The 17,613-nt window shown below is 45.6% G+C and carries 12 protein-coding genes; 8 read left to right on the plus strand and 4 right to left on the minus strand.

Going from position 1 to position 17,613, the window contains the following annotated elements:
- Nucleotides 1–69 precede the first annotated feature (69 nt).
- The 6 genes from C9I98_RS09400 to pelG are packed head-to-tail and all read left to right on the plus strand — an operon-like array spanning nt 70 to nt 9,347.
- Nucleotides 70–3,606 carry a tetratricopeptide repeat protein gene (locus tag C9I98_RS09400; RefSeq protein ID WP_036821192.1) on the plus strand — a complete coding sequence of 1,179 codons (3,537 nt, stop codon included), beginning with the start codon at nt 70–72 and terminating at the stop codon, nt 3,604–3,606.
- Between the two features lie 14 nt (nt 3,607–3,620).
- Entirely contained in the window at nt 3,621–4,145 is a 525-nt protein-coding gene (locus C9I98_RS09405; protein WP_107271891.1) for a hypothetical protein, read from the plus strand.
- A 26-nt stretch (nt 4,146–4,171) separates the two neighbouring features.
- Nucleotides 4,172–5,518, plus strand: coding sequence for a PelD GGDEF domain-containing protein (locus C9I98_RS09410; protein ID WP_107271892.1), 1,347 nt, complete (start codon nt 4,172–4,174; stop codon nt 5,516–5,518).
- Nucleotides 5,481–6,449 (plus strand): HEAT repeat domain-containing protein, encoded by a 969-nt coding sequence (locus C9I98_RS09415; protein WP_107271893.1) that lies wholly within the window; start codon nt 5,481–5,483, stop codon nt 6,447–6,449. Before C9I98_RS09410 ends, C9I98_RS09415 begins: the two co-directional genes overlap by 38 nt.
- Complete coding sequence (gene pelF / locus C9I98_RS09420; RefSeq protein ID WP_051902085.1) at nt 6,446–7,993, plus strand: GT4 family glycosyltransferase PelF; 1,548 nt, start codon at nt 6,446–6,448, stop codon at nt 7,991–7,993. The genes C9I98_RS09415 and pelF overlap by 4 nt, the downstream gene beginning before the upstream one ends.
- Nucleotides 7,974–9,347, plus strand: a complete 1,374-nt coding sequence (gene pelG, locus C9I98_RS09425; RefSeq protein WP_036820132.1) for an exopolysaccharide Pel transporter PelG — start codon at nt 7,974–7,976, stop codon at nt 9,345–9,347. The genes pelF and pelG overlap by 20 nt, the downstream gene beginning before the upstream one ends.
- Nucleotides 9,348–9,466: 119 nt before the next feature.
- Here the strand turns inward: pelG and C9I98_RS09430 are convergent, their stop codons facing one another.
- Together C9I98_RS09430 and C9I98_RS09435 are read right to left on the minus strand one after the other, a co-directional pair.
- On the minus strand, nt 9,467–10,258 hold the full coding sequence (locus tag C9I98_RS09430) for a slipin family protein (protein ID WP_107271894.1): 792 nt from the start codon (nt 10,256–10,258) through the stop codon (nt 9,467–9,469).
- Between the two features lie 5 nt (nt 10,259–10,263).
- A complete protein-coding gene (locus C9I98_RS09435) occupies nt 10,264–11,676 on the minus strand; it encodes an NfeD family protein (RefSeq protein WP_036816288.1) in 1,413 nt (470 codons plus the stop codon).
- A 186-nt stretch (nt 11,677–11,862) separates the two neighbouring features.
- Between C9I98_RS09435 and C9I98_RS09440 the strand changes: the two genes are divergently transcribed.
- Complete coding sequence (locus tag C9I98_RS09440) at nt 11,863–12,960, plus strand: substrate-binding periplasmic protein (RefSeq protein WP_036816290.1); 1,098 nt, start codon at nt 11,863–11,865, stop codon at nt 12,958–12,960.
- 114 nt (nt 12,961–13,074) lie between these two features.
- Here the strand turns inward: C9I98_RS09440 and viaA are convergent, their stop codons facing one another.
- Together viaA and C9I98_RS09450 are read right to left on the minus strand one after the other, a co-directional pair.
- Nucleotides 13,075–14,523: an ATPase RavA stimulator ViaA gene (gene viaA, locus C9I98_RS09445; RefSeq protein ID WP_036816294.1), complete on the minus strand. Its 1,449-nt coding sequence runs from the start codon at nt 14,521–14,523 to the stop codon at nt 13,075–13,077.
- Nucleotides 14,524–14,538: 15 nt separating this feature from the next.
- Nucleotides 14,539–16,194 carry an ATPase RavA domain-containing protein gene (locus C9I98_RS09450; RefSeq protein WP_036816295.1) on the minus strand — a complete coding sequence of 552 codons (1,656 nt, stop codon included), beginning with the start codon at nt 16,192–16,194 and terminating at the stop codon, nt 14,539–14,541.
- Between the two features lie 539 nt (nt 16,195–16,733).
- Here C9I98_RS09450 and C9I98_RS09455 point away from each other — a divergent pair.
- The gene (locus C9I98_RS09455; protein WP_036816296.1) at nt 16,734–17,600 is read left to right on the plus strand and encodes a GGDEF domain-containing protein; all 867 of its coding nucleotides are present in this window, start codon (nt 16,734–16,736) and stop codon (nt 17,598–17,600) included.
- Nucleotides 17,601–17,613: the final 13 nt, after the last annotated feature.

Below are 17,613 nucleotides of genomic sequence, written 5' to 3' on the forward strand. Positions count from 1 at the left end.
AACGAATAACAATATAAAAGTAAAAAACACACAATAAACAAAAGCTAGGAATAGGATTACATCACCGGCATGGCAAAGGATAGCAACAAGAACAAACCACAACCACGGATCCGCTTGGTCAACAAGCTGACCCTGGTAGTTCTAATGCTCACTTCATTGTGGGCATTGTGGTTAGTTGCGCCGACCAAATCGATGCTTATTCAGCTGATAGCCCGCTCTTCATCCGCAGAAGTCTCTTTAGCCTTCTTAAAAGAGATCTACGCACAAGAGCCTGAGAACCGTAAAGTGATTGAGCAACTCATCGACAACTACTACCGCTTGGGGCAGTTGGAAGATGCCACGTCACTACTTGAAACAATCTTGCTAAAAGAAAATGGGGAGCAGAATTGGCCAGCCCTAAGCCTCTACCTGAAGATATTGTTAGAACGGTCTTATCAACTCGATGATGAAACGAGCGAGCAAACAATCCAACAGATACTGAGTTTAATTGACAGCATCGACTACATACCCGAAGCGGATGTGGCTCGGCAATATGCTGATGCCGCCATATCATTCTCAAAGACATCCAAAGGCTTCGAGCTGTTACTGCCGCACATCCAAAGTGGCGAAACCAACTACCAGGAGCTTATCTCACTAGCATTACAAAATGCCGATTACGACAGTTCACTCAAATTACAGCTTGATGAGTTTAGGGAGTTTGAAACCCTTGAGCATGCGAACGCCCTATTCGCCCTCATGGCCGCTGCAAATCAAGCCCAATTAAGCCGAGACTTCCTTACCAGCTACCAAGGGAAGATCAGCCAACACCCAGATTACCTTAAAAGCAGTATTGATCACGCCCAACTTATGGGGCACTTCGACCTTGCTGTTGAACAATCACTAAAACTGTTGGCCCAGACCCCAGAAGCAGACTTGTATCGCGCCACGGCAAACTACGCCATCATTACAGGTGATCTCGCTTTGGCAAGCCGCCTACTTCGCTCCGCCATTGCCATCGATGATCAGAAAAACGATTTAATTACGCTACATAAAGTGTACCGCTGGCAAAATCGCACGGCAGATGCCCAAGCAATCAGCATTGCCTTGCTACAACGCCAGCCAACCGAAAACCAACTGCGCACCGGTGTTGAAGAATCTAAAGCGCTAGGTGATATATACCACGAGGGGCTCTTCTTTAAGCAACTGGCTGACAACAACCAAATTAGTCGTTACGAATATGATGATTGGCTCAACGCACTAGAAAAAGCCAAAGGTACACCAGTCGCATTACGCAGCATTAAACGTCTGGCGGCTATGCGTCCAAAAGACACCGCGCTTATTAGCCACATTGCTCGCTTGTACAGCTACCAAAGCAACCATAGTGCTGTCATTCAACAATGGCTCAAGCTAAAGCCGCTCCGCCAACCCAATTTTGTCGAAGCCGAGCGCTTTGCTAACGCCTATATCATGAGCAACCAACCCAAGCTTGCCTTGAATGTTCTCACTGCCCCTGATGAATGGCTAAGTGCTGATGAAGACTATCTTGAGGCAGTCTCGTCATTGGCTTGGGAAACCAGTAACCGGCCACTGTCAAAAGCATCGCAGCAACAGCTTATCGCCCTATCAAGCAGCAACCTTGACGCTTACCGCTATGTGAGTGCGCTTCAACCACTCAGCCAAGATAGCCTTGAACATATCATTAAGGTTTATCAACAAACGGGTAACCAAGCACTACTACAAACAGCATTCCAAGCAATTGATAGTGAAAACAACATGGGCTACCTCGAACAATTGCTTGCAGTAATTGAAGATGACCCCGCACTTTATAACAGCCTTGATATCTTGGTATATCGCGCCAAACTAGCGCAAAGCAAGCGAGAGTTCGATAACGCACAAGCACTGTATGAAGAAATATTGTCACTCTCACCAGAAAACACATTAGCGGTAAACGGTATGATGTGGCTGAGCATTGAAAAGAATGATCTGCCAACGCTAACAGTGCTCTACGAACAATACAAAGTCCCACTCTCGGGCAATAGTGAGTTCTGGCTTGCTTTTGCCAGCGCCAGCCAATTGCTCGGCAAATCACAAGAAGCCGCACTTTGGTATAAACAAATATTGCTGGCCTATGGTTCACCGGATGTTAATGGTTCACCGGATGTTTCGATCATCCTAAACTATGCCGCATTGCTTGAGCAGCAGGGACAAGGTGAAACTGCCTACCAACTGCGTCGCCATGTCGCGAAAAACATGACTGATGAATTACTGGCGCTAAACCTTGGCGACATTACCTACCGTTCATTAGTTGCAATGTTCATGGGCGAGCGCTTCGCGCAAACCTTAGTTGAAGAAAATGCACTGTCGACCCCCAATGCACAATACACCGCCGAGCTATTCCAGCACTACCTTGCTAACAACCAAGGCGATAATATTTTGCTTTGGCAACAGCGCACGGCGCTGGGCAAGTATACCTTACCTGACTGGCAGCAGTTATCGTTAGCCATTCAAACCCATGACCGCCATACAATGGAACGTTTGCTAGCAAATTCGATGAACCTGCCTCCCGCAGATCGTAATGTTGCTTATCAGCTCACAGGGCAGCATCAAAAAGCATGGCAGCAGGGGCAAAATGAGATCGGCCGCCTAGCCAACCCCGTCGAAGAAGAGCAGCTAAGGCGTATCCATGTCAATCAGCATCCAAACAAAACCCACAGCCTCCGCAGCCAGGTGAAGCAAATTAGTCAATGGGATATCACTCACTACAGTATTGATTATTATGCCCCACACCATGATGGCTACTGGCGTTTGGGTACGGACTACCAAGTGTCGGGGACGCCGGAGTTACTCGATGGCAGCGAAGTCGAAGATGAAACCCGATTGCATGGTCAATACCAACGCCAACTCATTGACAGCGCTTGGACAATTGGCTTTGATGTCGCAGACGGCCAAGGTGATAAACGTATCGGCTTGAATGCAAGTTATCAGTTTACAGTTGATGACTATTGGCGCGCAGGCGTCAAACTCGGCATTAATAGCCATATAGAGGCCAGCGAGCTAATGACCACCTCAGGCCAAGAAAACGTACTGGGCTTTAACCTCAATTACCAACCCACGGCAAGAGAATCAGTCGCGTTTCAATTTAATATCCACGATCTATCAACCCGTTTTGGTGATGACATCGGTACGGGCTGGGACTTCAATCTACGCGTAGCCGAACAATTCTTCTTTGCCGATCCAGCTTGGATCGTTTATGGCGATATCAGCATGCAAGATGTCACATTGAGCGATGACCCGCTAGACGGTGTTAATCAATGGCATCAAGGGCCAAACACTTTAACAAGCGGCGACTTTATCGCTGATGAGTACCAACGCCTCTCAATCGGTCAACGCGTTTGGCACGGAGAGCCTGGCCAACCGGGGCCAACCGTTCCGTCACCAAGATACTGGTTTGATAGCTCATTGGGTTACAACGTCACCAATAGTCAAATGGATATCACCCTCAGCGCTGGGCTTGGTTGGCGTATTGTGGGCAACGATGAGCTCTATATCAGCACTGACTGGCAAAGCCAAGATAGAAACGGCGATGAGTCGTTGAATATAACAGCCGGTTACTACTACAGCTTTTAACAAGGAAACGTATGATGAAACGAATATTCACTTTAACAGCAGCCCTCGCGCTCAGTGCGTGTAGCAGCTACCAAGTCCCCGAAAGCCCAAGCTTTGCCGCTGACAGTAACTGGGCTGTTATGCCAATGACCAACAACTCTAGCACCCCTCTGGCAGCCGAGAAAGCAGAGCAGATACTTAACGCACAGCTCTATGCGAAGGGCATCAATGCCAAGATGTACCCGGCTTCAATCACTCATGATCTTAAAAGCATATTAGATAACAGTGCCAAGCAGCAGCAAGCTCAGGCATGGCTGGCCACTCAGCCGGTGGACTTTGTGATCACAGGTTCAGTGGAGGAATGGCACTACAAAAGCGGGCTCGATGGTGAGCCTGCTGTGGGGATCACATTGGAGGTTAAGTCGGCGAAAAGCGGCACGACGTATTGGCGAGCAACCGGTACACGCGGTGGCTGGGGAAGAGAAAGTGTCAGTGGCACCGGGCATATTGTTATCGATGAGCTACTCGATGGCTTGAACATTGCTCCAGCTCAGCAATAGAAACATGTGTGAAAAGGGATTGAGCCATGAGTAAAATATTGACAAGAAAGGCGATAAACGGCTTCAAGAAAAGCAGTTGGAGCTGGTTAGAAACCTGCGTTGTAGCCGGGTTATCTATTTACGTCTGGGTGCAATCTGACTCGCTGGCACCCACTTCAACCGAGCATAATTTTTTCTGGCCTTTATTTGGTCCACTCCTGATTGCCTTGCGTTACGGTTTTGCAAAAGGTTTTATCTGTTCGCTGCTAACGACAGCTGGCCTCGCCACCATTATGAAAATTACTGGCCACCTGGAGTACTACCCGTTCTCCCTTGCCCTTGGCACTATTATGGTCGCGATGATTGCCGGTGAGTTTCAGGACTATTGGTATAACATTAACCGCAAGCACATACTCGATCACCAGTATATGAGCCAAAAGCTTGATAGCTTTACTCAGAACTATCATTTGTTGAAGGTTTCGCACGATCAGCTTGAACAACGTACAGCGGGTCAAACCGTCAGCTTACGATCCAGCATTAATGCACTACAAAAGATAGCCACTAAGCATGCAGAAAATCGACTTGAGTACCTTGGGCACCCTTTTTTGAATCTGCTGGCAGAAATTGGCGGCATTGAGGTTGCTGGGATCTACCGTGTTATTGATGACCAAATAATTCCTAATGCCCACGCAAAACTGGGGGATCACCACCAACTCATCGTCAACGATCCCATGCTGAAAGACATGCTTGATACAAAAAAACTCCTTTCCCCAGCAAAACTCGCTGAAAATCAGAGCCATAAATCACGGTACCAACTGTGCATTCCACTATTGGACACCCATGGCAAACTTCAAGCTGCCGTCGTTGCCGAAAGTGCAAAATTCTTCATGCTAACCCCAGCAAATGTTGCCCTCTTATCTTTAGTGGCTAACCACGCCGCAGATTTACTGTGCAAACACACTGTTACGCCCATTCTGCAATCAAACCAAAGCGATCTTTTCCTCAGCTATATCAAGCGAGCCAAATACAACAAGCGCCACTATGGTGCAGATAGCTCACTTGTGGTCTGTGTAGATAGCCAAAAATCGCATAAAGCCATACTCGATAATTTGGTTAACTACCGACGTGGCGCCGATGTTTATTGGTCTTGCCACTCAAAAGATGGTAACCCTGCTCTCGCTGTTTTACTGCCATTGACGTCAGCCTACGAAGGACAGCTTTATATCAATCGCTTACAGGAACTACTTAAAAACCAATTGGATGACTTGGCCGGGGATATTGATATTTTGGGGCCATTATCGTTAACCCAAGATGACGATGAAATAAACAAAATCATGGATGAACTAGGAGCTTACGATGAAGATCTGGCTGATATTGCAGACGATCGCCTTTGAGAGTGCTAGCTTCTACCTAGTTTTTGACAAGGAGATGACCCCGACACTATGGGTGGCTTTTTTTACCAGCCATGCCATCGCCTGCGCCAGTTTTACTGCTCTGAGCTGGATACTATTACCGAAAAAATACAAGCGCCCAGTCGTTAGCTCAATGAGCTTCTTGTTCTTTTTCAACTACTTCTTGCCTTTGATAGGCATGCTCGGTACGGCATGCTCGCTTTTAGTCGCACTCTACCTGCCACGTAAGCCCAATATTGTCACTTGGGAAGAATGTGAAAAATCCCCGCTTCCTCAGAACCCTGGCGATGAAGTTAACACCCAATTTGGTACCGGTGCCCTTCGAGAAATCTTACTCCACAACGGTGATCCTGAAAGACGACTACTTGCCGTTGGGGCTATCCGGCACTTACCGAGGCAGCACGCCGTGCCACTGTTACAGCTTGCGCTCAAAGATCTGACTGATGATGTTCGCCTTCTTGCCTATGCATCTTTAGAAAGCATTGAAACCCAAATTAACGAATCTCTCTCACTGTTCAAGCGGCAGCTGGCCCACCAGCCGAGTGCCAACAAAGCTTATGAAGTTGCCCAACAGTACTGGGAGCTATGCTATCTCGGCATTGCTGAAGGCGTCTTGCGAAAACACTACCTTGAACAAGCAGAGCAATATCTGCACCAAGCGAATGTCATACAAGACTCGGCCTCAAGCAACCTATTGTTAGGGCGAGTACTGCTGGAACAACAACGCCCAAAGGAGGCCACAATCCATTTGGAGAGAGCCCTTGAGGGAGGCTTATTAGTTAAACAGGTTGCTCCTTACCTAGCTGAAGCAGCATATCGCAGTGGTGATTATCAAATCGCCAAGCAGTACATCGCCTACTTCCCTGAACAAAAAGGCGAAAAGCTTAGTCAGATCAAGGAGTACTGGGTATGACACAACACCACCAATTCAATAAACTCGCCGAAGGTGGTGAAGTCGATATTTGCTTGCTACTCGAAGGCACATACCCCTACGTGCGCGGTGGCGTTTCCAGCTGGGTACATCAGATCATCAGTGGCTTGCCTGAGTTTACTTTTCACCTCATTTTTTTGGGTGGGCATCCCGACTTTTACCAAGAAATGGCCTATGAGTTTCCTGACAATGTTGTCGGCTTTGAAGTGCATTACCTGCTCTCTAACCAAGGTAACCTCACACCGTCAGCTCGACGTGGTAAGAGTAAACTTTTCACGGCCTGGGGCTCATTTCTATCATTCTTTGAGAAAAAAGATCAGCCTATTCCCAACAATCTTTTGGTTGATGTTTCAGAGTTTCTTGGTCAAAAAGGTAAACTGACGCTTGATGACTTCTTATATAGCCGCGCATCATGGGACGTGCTGACCGAACGCTACCTCGCCTCAGCAGAGAAGCAATCATTCGTCGATTATTTTTGGACATATCGCAACATCTACCAACCGCTGTTTATCTTGGCACGGATTTCACAAAATCTACCCAATGCCAAGGCTTATCACAGTGTCTCAACAGGGTACGCAGGGTTTCTGGGGGCCATGTGTCACCAAAACACCGACCGCCCTTTCTTGCTCACCGAACACGGTATCTATACCAAGGAAAGAAAGATCGATTTAGCGCAAGCCAGTTGGATTAAAGACCGCCATAGCCTGATTGATATCAGTATGCATAAAGGCATGGATATTACCCGTAAAACCTGGATTCGCTTTTTCGAGCAACTTGGCTTATCGGCATATCACCAAGCTGAAAAAATCATCGCCCTATTTGAAGGTAATCGGCAGCGTCAACACACCGACGGTGCCCCCAGCGACCGAACACAAGTGATCGTAAATGGCATCAGTACATCCCGTTTTCATGCCGCCTATGAAAAACGGCCAGACTCACCGCCCCCCGTTGTTGGCTTGGTGGGTCGAGTGGTCCCTATTAAAGACATTAAAACCTTTATCCGAACCATTCGCGGTGCTGTGGAAACAATCCCCAACCTGGAAGGCTGGATCATTGGCCCTAAAGAAGAAGACCCGACGTATGTGCATGAATGTGAGCTGTTGATTGAAAGCCTTGGCTTGACCAATAACGTGAAAATGCTTGGCAGCAAAAATGTGGTTGAAATCATGCCAAAACTCGGTGTCATGATGCTGACCTCAATCAGTGAAGCACAACCCTTGGTACTGCTCGAAGCAATGGCCGCTGGTATTCCGTGTATTGCCACCGAAGTTGGTGCATGTCGAGAGATTATCGATGGCGCAGCTGGCGAAGATGCCGCAATTGGATCGGCAGGAGAAATCATCCCAATTGCGAGTCCACTCGAAGGGGCTGAAGCTATTGTCAAAGTACTTGGCGATCGTGAAGCATGGCTTAAAGCGGGCGATATAGGTAAAGAGCGTGTAACCCGCTATTACGACGAAAAACTCATGTACGACGCTTATCGTGCACTATACAAGGAGGCGACCCATGGCAGGGATTGGATTTGAGATCAGGAAGATCCTGAAAAAGAATTCATTGCTTTCAATGCTTGAAGCCTATGGGCTGGCGGGATTGATCAGCTCGGGGCCTTGGGTGCTCTCTATTTTGGCACTGTTGGCCATCGGCCTGATCAGTATCGGGGTTGTTTTCCCGACCTATGTCATTGTCCAGTTTTTGGTCATTGTCACCTACCTAATGGCAGGCTCGCTGATCATTAGCGGGTTATTTCAGCTTCTGCTCACCCGATTTATATCGGACTTGCTGTTTGCCAAACAAGAGCACCGCATCGTACCTAACTTACTCGGCTCCATGCTGGTCACCAGTGCCATTGCCGCTGTCATTGGCGGTGCTATCCTCGCGATTTGTGAAACCTTGGCACCTGCGGTAAAAGTCACCATTTTTACCTCGCTGGTGCTGTTATGTAACCAATGGTTGATCATTATCTTTTTAAGCGGCATGAAGGAATACTATCGAATCTTCTTTACTATGTTCGTTAGCTACGGCCTGATGGTGATCATGAGCCTAACCCTACCATCATTCGGGCTGTTGGGCTTAATGGTGACATTTACATTCTGCCAAGCCGTATTGACCTTTGCATTCTTGTATCATGTCATACGTGACTTCCCGGCCAACCAGCTGGTTTCCTTTGAATTTTTAAACCATAAGAAGACCTTCTTCTCTCTGATTTTATGTGGCTTTTTGTACAACCTTGGGGTCTGGCTTGATAAATTTGTGTTCTGGTTCCGAGATGAAACCTCACACCAGGTCGTCGACGTATTCCGTGCTTCTTACATCTATGACTTGCCAATCTTTATTGCCTACCTTGCCATCGTGCCAGGTATGGCGGTCTTTATGCTACGAATGGAGACCGACTTCGCTGATGCATGTCTAAAGTTTTATGATGCCGTTCGTGAAGGGGCGACACTTGATTCGATTTACCTGCTTAAAGACAAAATGGTATTGGCGTGTCAGCAGAGTATTTATGAAATATTTAAAGTCCAAGGGTTAACACTTGCCCTGCTGATCCTTTGGGCGGAAGATATTTTGATTGCACTGGATATCGACCTTGCCTTTTTACATCTTCTTTATGTGGACTTAGTCGGTGTCAGTTTGCAGGTGTTAGTGATGTCGATTCTCAATGTGATGTACTACTTGGATAAGCGCTATTCTGCCCTAGCCCTGACCGCGCTAATGGCATTAGGTAACTTTATCCTCGCCCACATTAGTATCGATTTAGGGCCAGTCTTCTATGGTTACGGCTTTGCGATCACGATGCTGGTTACCACCATCATTGGCTTGATCATGCTAGACAGCCAATTTGAAGATCTTGAGTATCAAACCTTCATGTTGCAGCGCTCATAACACTTTGTTTAGCACTGCCTTCGGTAAGTTTTTCACGAAGGCAGCGCTAAAACAGAACGAATAGCAGCAATGCTATTTACCAGTTGCTTTCCTTTTACCGATGTATGGTGCTAGCTAACTTATTCTTTTCCTTCATCGGTTTTTTTCTTGTCCCCATCGCCTCTATTCATGACCACACTGAACTTATCAACCAGATCAATTGGCATAGGGAACACCACCGTAGTCGTCCTGTCATTGGCGATTTCTGTTAGGGTTTGCATATAACGAAGCTGGACGGCATTTGGGGCACGATTCAGTACTTCGGCCGCTTCTTGCAATTTTTGCGATGCCTCGAGCTCACCGGTTGCGTGAATCACCTTCGCCCGCCTTGAACGTTCAGCCTCCGCTTGTCGAGCTAACGCCCTCACCATACTGTCATCTAGGTCAACATGCTTGATTTCGACATTGGCCACTTTGATCCCCCAGTTATCGGTATGTTGATCGAGGATCGACTGAAGATCATTATTCAACTCTTCTCGAGCTGATAGCAATTCATCCAACTCATGCTGACCTAAAACAGACCGTAATGTCGTTTGCGATAGCTGGCTGGTGGCTTCTAGGTAGTTCTCAACATTGTTGATTGCCATTTTTGAGTCAACAACGCGAAAATAAACAACCGCATTTACCTTTACCGAAACATTATCCCGGGTGATCAAATCCTGTGTCGGCACATCCAGTACAATGGTTCGCAGATCAACCCTCACCATTTGTTGAATAATAGGCACAATGATGATCAGGCCGGGCCCTTTCACTTGGTAAAAGCGCCCGAGCAAAAACACCACCGCCCGCTCATACTCACGTAACACCTTGAACATGCTGGCAATCAATACGATAACCAGCACAATGATTGTTGCCAAAGAATAAGTAACCATATTTATTATTCCTTATCCAAACTGATAGTTGGCTCTTTATCGATTACAACATCAAGGCATAAGCCTCGGATATTCGTTACTGTGACTTTCTGTCCTTTCTTCAACGGCCTAACGCAATTTGCTTGCCAAACCTCTCCATCTACGAGCACGCGTCCTTGGCCAGGGAACCCAGTCACCACGGTGGCCTCTTGTCCAATCAGCACCTCAACGCCGGTGGTCACGGGTTTACGCCGTGATTTCACTAGCAAGGTTAAAATAACAAAGGTAAACAAGGCTGAAACCGCCGTTAGGCCAACGATGAGTGGAATCGCAATTTGGTAACCAGGGGTTTCTGTGTCCATTAACATGACAGAACCCAAGGCGAAGGCGACGATGCCGCCAAGCCCCAACACCCCAAAACTTGGGCTGAAGGCTTCGGCAACCATCAAGGCGATACCAAGTAGCAATAACCCTAAACCGGCATAACTCACGGGGAGCATTTGCAGTGAATACATCGCCAATAGCAAGCAAATCCCACCCAGCACTCCCGGCAAACCTACGCCTGGGTTGTAGAATTCCAATAGTAATCCGTAGATCCCAATGAGCATCAGGATATACGCAACATTGGGGTTGGTAATGACAGATAACAGCTTAAATCGCCAATCTTGCTCGCGCTCTACATACGCAACATTGGTAAGCTCAATGGTCGATTCCAAGCCATTGATCATCACAGTTCTACCATTGGATTTCGCTATCAAAGCGTCAAGATCAGAGGCAATAAAATCAATCACATTCTGCTCTAGTGCCGCTTCAGCATCGATACTCGCCGCCTCAGTTACCGCCGTCTCTGCCCATTCTTCATTGCGACCATGTAGTTTTGCCAAACCACGAATATAGGCACGGGCATCGTTAATGACTTTTTTCTCCATCGCGGTTTTTGCTTTGACCTTATCGTCGTTTTCATCGGCGGCAGGTGCTGGCTCTTGTTCAGTATTTTGAGGTTCTTTTTTAGGAGAGAATGGATTTGAACCGGAGTCATCTGGCTCTTTTCCGCCAGGCGAAGTCAATGATACGGGTGTGGCTGCGCCAAGGTTAGTCCCAGGGGCCATGGCTGCGACATGGCTGGCGAGCAAGATATAAGTACCGGCACTGGCAGCTCTTGCCCCTGCCGGGCCAACCCAAGTAGCGACTGGAATTGGTGATGTGGTAATGGCGCGAATAATATCACGCATCGATGTATCTAGACCTCCCGGAGTATCCACCTTCAATACAATAAATGCGGCCTGTTCCTCATGGGCTTGCTCAATTTCTCGAGTAACGTAGTCACTGGTTGCTGGGCCAATACCACCCTGAATGCCAATGACCCAGACATCTTGAGCAACAGCGCCGAAGCTAGCAAACCAAAGGAACAACGCGGCGCAGAAAGACAAGACTCTCATACACCCTCCTCACTCAACATTGACACTCTTAGTACCCAATTGGGCAGCGGGAGCGATCACTCTTTAGTGAGATTCATGGAATTTCTAATGGTTTAAGCATAGTTCATTGGCTGAAACGCTTGGATTTCTAGCAAAAAATTGATGATGTTTATACTGAAGGTATGACAATGAGAACGGAGAGCAGCCATGTTAAGCACAATAACTCGCCCCCTTCAGGCTGCAACCTTATTGTTACTTGTTAGTATCGCCTGCTTCCCTCGTCTCTCCCTGGCAGCAAGCCAAGGCTCAGTCAAAGTAGGGAGCTACAACTGCCCTCCCTTTGTCATTGAACACAACGATAATACCTATACAGGCCTGAGCATTTTACTTTGGCAAAAAATTGCCCAAGAGCTACAACTCGAATACGAAATCAGTAATCACGGCCTACAAGATCTTCTTAATGATGTCGCGAATGGCAACCTAAATATTGGTGTTTCATGTGTATCAATCACACCTGAACGTGAAGAAATACTCGATTTCTCCCACTCTTACTATGAGACTCACCTCGCTATTGCCGTGAAACGCCAAGGTTATCTTGCTTCTCTGAAAAGCCTTTTCACCAATACCAAATTACTCGTGGTATTAGGTTTCGTCTTTCTTGCCGCCTCAATTGTTGGTGGGATCTACTACCTGCTCGAACACCGCCTCAACGACAAGTTGTACTCGATGCGATCGAAGAAAGCACAAATGGTAGAGGGTTTCATTCTGGGACTTTTATTTATCACCAAAGGGCCTTTCAATTACTTTGAGTTTAAAACCCTCCCGGGACGTATATTGACCGTTATGCTGGCAATATTCACCACCTTTTTTATCGCCAGTATCACCGCTGTCTTGGCGAGTACTTTTACCCTCGGGCTGCTTAACAGTGACATCAAAGGTCCCAATGACCTCGCCAACCTATCTGTTGGAGCAAAGAAAGCTTCAACATCATCGGAATTTTTGATTCACCATAGCATTGTTCATCAAAGTTTCGATGACATCGAGACACTGCTAGAAGCATTGGATAATGAAGATGTCGAAGCTATCGTCGCTGATGACGCCGTTTTGAAATACTTAATCAAGAAATCTAAAGAAAGTGGACAGTATGAAGATCTGACCGTGCTACCTTATCGATTTGAGAAGCAGAACTATGGCTTGATCATTGAAAATAACAGCCCGCATAGAGAGAAACTAAACCGTGCCTTACTCAAAATTAGACAAAGCCCAGAGTGGAAACAGGCTTTACACGAATATTTTGCTGAATAAGGGAGCAGGATAATTAAAGTACAGATGAAAGCCCACTAAAAACAGGCAAAAAAAAGGCGAACCTAAGGTTCGCCAAAAGCCAAGACAACTAAGCTGTATTGGACTCGGTACTCGTTATTTCCACTTAAGCAAACGACCTAGCTTAGATGGATGGTATGACCAACAGTGATCGAAAATCGTCATCAACTCTGGGTTACCATATCTGGATAAACTAACAGCGTGGAAGCGGTTCTTTTGCTCTTTTAGCCTCTCAATTCGCTTCATCATTGCATCTGGTTGAGATGGTGCAATAAAGTCAGACAGCACGACCAGATCTGCATTTTTGTATTTCTCGCCACACATCAAATCAATAGACTGATCAAGTACAGGACCGAGGTCGGTTCCCCCATGGAATGAATAAGATAAGAAATTCAATACCTCACTCAAGCCATCTTGCTTGGTCAGTTCATAAGTGATTTGCTGCGTTGAAAACATAATCACATAGCAGTCACGATCTTCCGCTAATGCTATCTGCATCAAGCCATAAGCCAGCGCCTTAGCACATTGCTCCGGAAAACCATTCATTGAACCTGAAGCATCAATACAAACAATGAATGGCCCCTTATCTTGCTCAACCTGCTTAGTTTGACGCTTATAGGCTTTCACCCGACGAAGTTTACGCTGAGCCCCTTGCACGCGATAATTCATTAAGCGCTTATCCACTAAGTGCTTGTAGAACACCACTTCAAGTTCGGGGTAAGCCAAAAACATGGCTTCATTAGGTAAAAGCTTCGACAAGTCGTCGCTTTCATGCACACCGACAATATCATCAGTGACACTGTCACTTCGCTCTTCCACCATTTTCAGGTCTTCAGAACGAACACGCTCCTTGTTTGGATCGTCAACTTCATTCGCCATCCGGCCTAATTTTTCAGCAATTTCTTGCAGGCCATTGTTCTTTTTCAAAAAAGTGGCGATAGACTTCAGCGTGTTAACGTCAGTTCTGGTTAGCTTCGCCTTGGCCATATCCCATAAGCGGCCTGCTTTCTTCTCATCGCCAGATTCTGTCACTTCTTCCATTTGACGCATGGTTTCTATGCGCTGGTACAAATCAGCAAGTAACTTTTCTTTATGACGCTCTAGCTCATGCAACTGTGCTTCGGTCAACGCTTGCTTTAAATGCTGAACCCATTGGTTACAAAAGTAACTTTGGAACATGGGGTTATGTTTGATTAAGTCGCGTTCAATCAACGTTTTTGCCTTAAAGTAAAACGCTGAGTGCCCTTCTAACTTTTTAACGACCTCATGAACATGCTCATTAAAATAGTCTCGCTCCCAATTAATAACCTCTTGGTAAAGCCCAATTTCTTGATCAAACCGTTCCTCTGTACTGATCTTACTTATGCGTTTTTGAACATGCTGTCGCCATTTAAGCAATTGTCCTTTCATTGCTGACTTCACACCTGGGTTTGATTCTGCGGCAACAATTAATTCTGGGCGCGCCATCATTTCATGCACGGCATTTTCGACAACACCCGACTCTGCGAGCATCATCGCAATATTTAAACCTTCAGAAATTGGCATTGTTACTCCCCCCGCTTACTCAAAGTAATCAGATAGGTGGGTAATACGGAACACACTCTTATCAATCGTAATCTTGAGTTCATGCACCGAATCAAACGCGCTGGATAAGCTTTGCTCAATCAATTCAGGTAATCGAGGATCAATAAAACTATGAGGCAATGCCCCATGAAAACTGCTTTTAGAGATTTTCAAATTATGTTCTGCGTCCTTAACTTTTGAAGATGCTTCTTCAGCAGCCGCTAGCCAACGTTGCTGTAATTCAGGCGTAATACCATTATCACCCGCAATACCCACTAGCACAGAACGGTTTGCTATGTCTTTTATTACTAAGCGCTGTTGCGCATCGACTTCAAACTGCAAGCGACATAGGTGGGCGTTTTTATTTACGAAGCCATAGATGTCACATTGGCCCGTTTTAATTTTCTTTTCAAACTCGTCACCATCAACATATACCCAGCGGCTATCGCCATTTTCTTGCTCAGAAACCGACGGGTTTTGCTGAAGCATAACCAGCTTGATCATTCTTGAGTTGTGGTTAACGTGGTATCGATTCGCTTTACTGAAATCAAACTTATACCACTCTTTGCGCATCATGGTTTCGCGGCTGAAAGTCATGCAAAGTTCATTGGCAACTTCTTCGTGAACTTCTTCGATAATCCGCTGCGCTTCATTGGCGTCAAACTGAGAGGCTTCTTGGTTGAATGCTTTCTGTATAGCAAAGTCATTAATCGTCTCTTGAATAACGTGACGTGATTCAGGGCTGTGCCACATGCAATCTTGTAAGAGAAGCAGATCAAGTGGGTTGATTGCATCACGACCGTTGTAAAACGCACTGGCTTTTAATAGGCGGACAGACTTCTTCCAACGTCGGTCTGAAATATATAACTCATTGTCAGATTCATCATCAACGTCAGATTGCTCTGAACGGTTTTCAATCATGGACTTCAATTGATAGATCTTTTCAAAAAGATCTTCGGATAGCTTAATGTCGTCAATGTGCTGCTGCCAGCTATCGTATTCTTCATCCGTTATGGCAAGCCCTGGCTCCAACTCTTGAATCGTTGGGCCTTCACCCATCAGCATTGCCTTAAAGTTCTGCTTTTCTTGAATACGGTTAACAAACACGCGCACCAACATTCGATCGTACAACGCCTCTAAGCCGCTATCTTCTTCAGGTAACTCGTTGGATGCAGTAATAAGTAGTCGCATAGGGACAGGAAGGACATCCTGACCATTTTTGAAAGTACGCTCGTTTACAACGGTCAGTAGCGTATTCAAAATTGCAGGCCCGGCTTTCCAAATTTCATCAAGAAACACCACTTGGGCTGTTGGCAAATACCCATCGATTAAGCGGACATACTTACCATTGTCCTTTAGCTCTTGGATAGACAATGGACCAAACACTTCTTCTGGTGTTGAGAAGCGCGTCATCAAGTAATCGAAAAATTTGCTGTTATCAAAAGCCTGAATTAGTCGTTTAGCAATCAGACTCTTAGCAATACCTGGGGGGCCTAAAAGAAATACACTTTCTCCAGCCAATGCCGCTAATAGGCATAGCTTAATGGTTTCTTCTCGCTCATACACACCATTAGAAAGCGCTTTAATCAATTTTTGAATCCGTTCAAAAACCAACGCTTTATTTGGTTGAGCATTTTTTGCCATTGTCAGCATACTTCCGACCTCTTTAATCGCCTTATCCTTGTGCTTCAGCACTATTGTTAGGATAGACACAAACCCTTAAATGTTACAATATTGTAAACTGAAATATTTTGTTACACTCCTTATATATCAAACACATCCAACACGTTCCACATTACAAACTTTGATTTCAATAATGAGACGTGGTTAACAATGTTTCTGTTTGGAAACAAGCTAATGAGTGACAATCATCAAACTTTTATTAACCTTGCAGCGAAATTCAACAATAAAGCATCAAAAATCTTCAGAAAGAATAATTTTCATTAACGATATTTTGAGTCAGAAAAAAGATTGGCTGTCTAAAGATATGGCGAAAAGAAGGAAGCAAGGAAACATAATCTAAACTCTCCCCTTTTGCTGTTGAGTCAATTATGACCCTAAGCAAAGTGATTTATTTACAAAGGAAAAGATCTGCGCAGTACTTCTTAACCGACATTTGTAAACAAGTTGTTTATTGACGTTTCCTTTGTAACTATCGACCTCAGCACACCTCTCGAAATAAGACGAAACATATGGGTACATTGTCTCAACTTCCTCTCCGCCTCACTGTCGTGGTATGTATCGGCATACTGCTTTCGGCCCTTGTCCCATCGAATGGGCAACTTGATATTATTGTGTCGATTCTCACCTTAGTATTGATAATCATGTTGCTAAAAGAAGATTTCGGTACAGAAATGCGCAGTTGGCTAATTCTCGCCCTAGGTACCTATTCCATCGGTGTTATTGCTGACTTACTTGATGAAGTCCCGGAATTGGACAACCATTGGCTAATCGATTCCACCGACGATATCTTTATGCACATTGGTGTCTTTTTAATCTGTTTCTGCTTTATTAAAATGTTGAATCAGCGAAGAGAGCTGATTAGTAAACTGCAGGTTCAAATTGATAAATCCCGAAAATTTGAAGCCGATCTTAGTCGCTTAGCACTGGAGGATGAGTTAACCGGTTTACAAAACAGACGCGCCCTGTTCCGACGGTTTGATAAAATCGCTATTAATTTACAGCGAGGAATCCTTGCCTATATTGACCTCGACAACTTTAAACAAGTTAACGATAACTTTGGTCATAAGTGCGGTGATGAATTATTAACAGCTATTGCAAAAATGCTGGTTCAAACAGCCCCAATAGGCAGCCATATTTACCGTATAGGTGGCGATGAATTTGTTGTGCTATTACCAACCGAAGACAACCAACTATGCCAAACATGGATAACGGATTTATACGAAGCAACACACCCAAAAAGAGCACATTATAATATCGACTTAAGTATTGGTTTATCTCCTTACTACCCAGGTAACTTAAGTGATCCTGGCGCCATACTGACGAAAGCAGATAAAGCCATGTACAAGGCAAAATTAAATAAGCAAACTGCCTTGTAACACTCTTCTTTTC

Source organism: Photobacterium sanctipauli (genome assembly GCF_003026495.1).
GTDB lineage: Bacteria > Pseudomonadota > Gammaproteobacteria > Enterobacterales > Vibrionaceae > Photobacterium > Photobacterium sanctipauli.

Bases quoted from the DNA above. Each gene is read 5' to 3' on its own strand.
- C9I98_RS09400 (WP_036821192.1), top strand. From the start codon at position 70: ATGGCAAAGGATAGCAACAAGAACAAACCACAACCACGGATCCGCTTG.
- C9I98_RS09405 (WP_107271891.1), top strand. From the start codon at position 3,621: ATGAAACGAATATTCACTTTAACAGCAGCCCTCGCGCTCAGTGCGTGT.
- C9I98_RS09410 (WP_107271892.1), top strand. From the start codon at position 4,172: ATGAGTAAAATATTGACAAGAAAGGCGATAAACGGCTTCAAGAAAAGC.
- C9I98_RS09415 (WP_107271893.1), top strand. From the start codon at position 5,481: ATGAAGATCTGGCTGATATTGCAGACGATCGCCTTTGAGAGTGCTAGC.
- pelF (WP_051902085.1), top strand. From the start codon at position 6,446: ATGACACAACACCACCAATTCAATAAACTCGCCGAAGGTGGTGAAGTC.
- pelG (WP_036820132.1), top strand. From the start codon at position 7,974: ATGGCAGGGATTGGATTTGAGATCAGGAAGATCCTGAAAAAGAATTCA.
- C9I98_RS09430 (WP_107271894.1), bottom strand. From the start codon at position 10,258: ATGGTTACTTATTCTTTGGCAACAATCATTGTGCTGGTTATCGTATTG.
- C9I98_RS09435 (WP_036816288.1), bottom strand. From the start codon at position 11,676: ATGAGAGTCTTGTCTTTCTGCGCCGCGTTGTTCCTTTGGTTTGCTAGC.
- C9I98_RS09440 (WP_036816290.1), top strand. From the start codon at position 11,863: ATGTTAAGCACAATAACTCGCCCCCTTCAGGCTGCAACCTTATTGTTA.
- viaA (WP_036816294.1), bottom strand. From the start codon at position 14,523: ATGCCAATTTCTGAAGGTTTAAATATTGCGATGATGCTCGCAGAGTCG.
- C9I98_RS09450 (WP_036816295.1), bottom strand. From the start codon at position 16,194: ATGCTGACAATGGCAAAAAATGCTCAACCAAATAAAGCGTTGGTTTTT.
- C9I98_RS09455 (WP_036816296.1), top strand. From the start codon at position 16,734: ATGGGTACATTGTCTCAACTTCCTCTCCGCCTCACTGTCGTGGTATGT.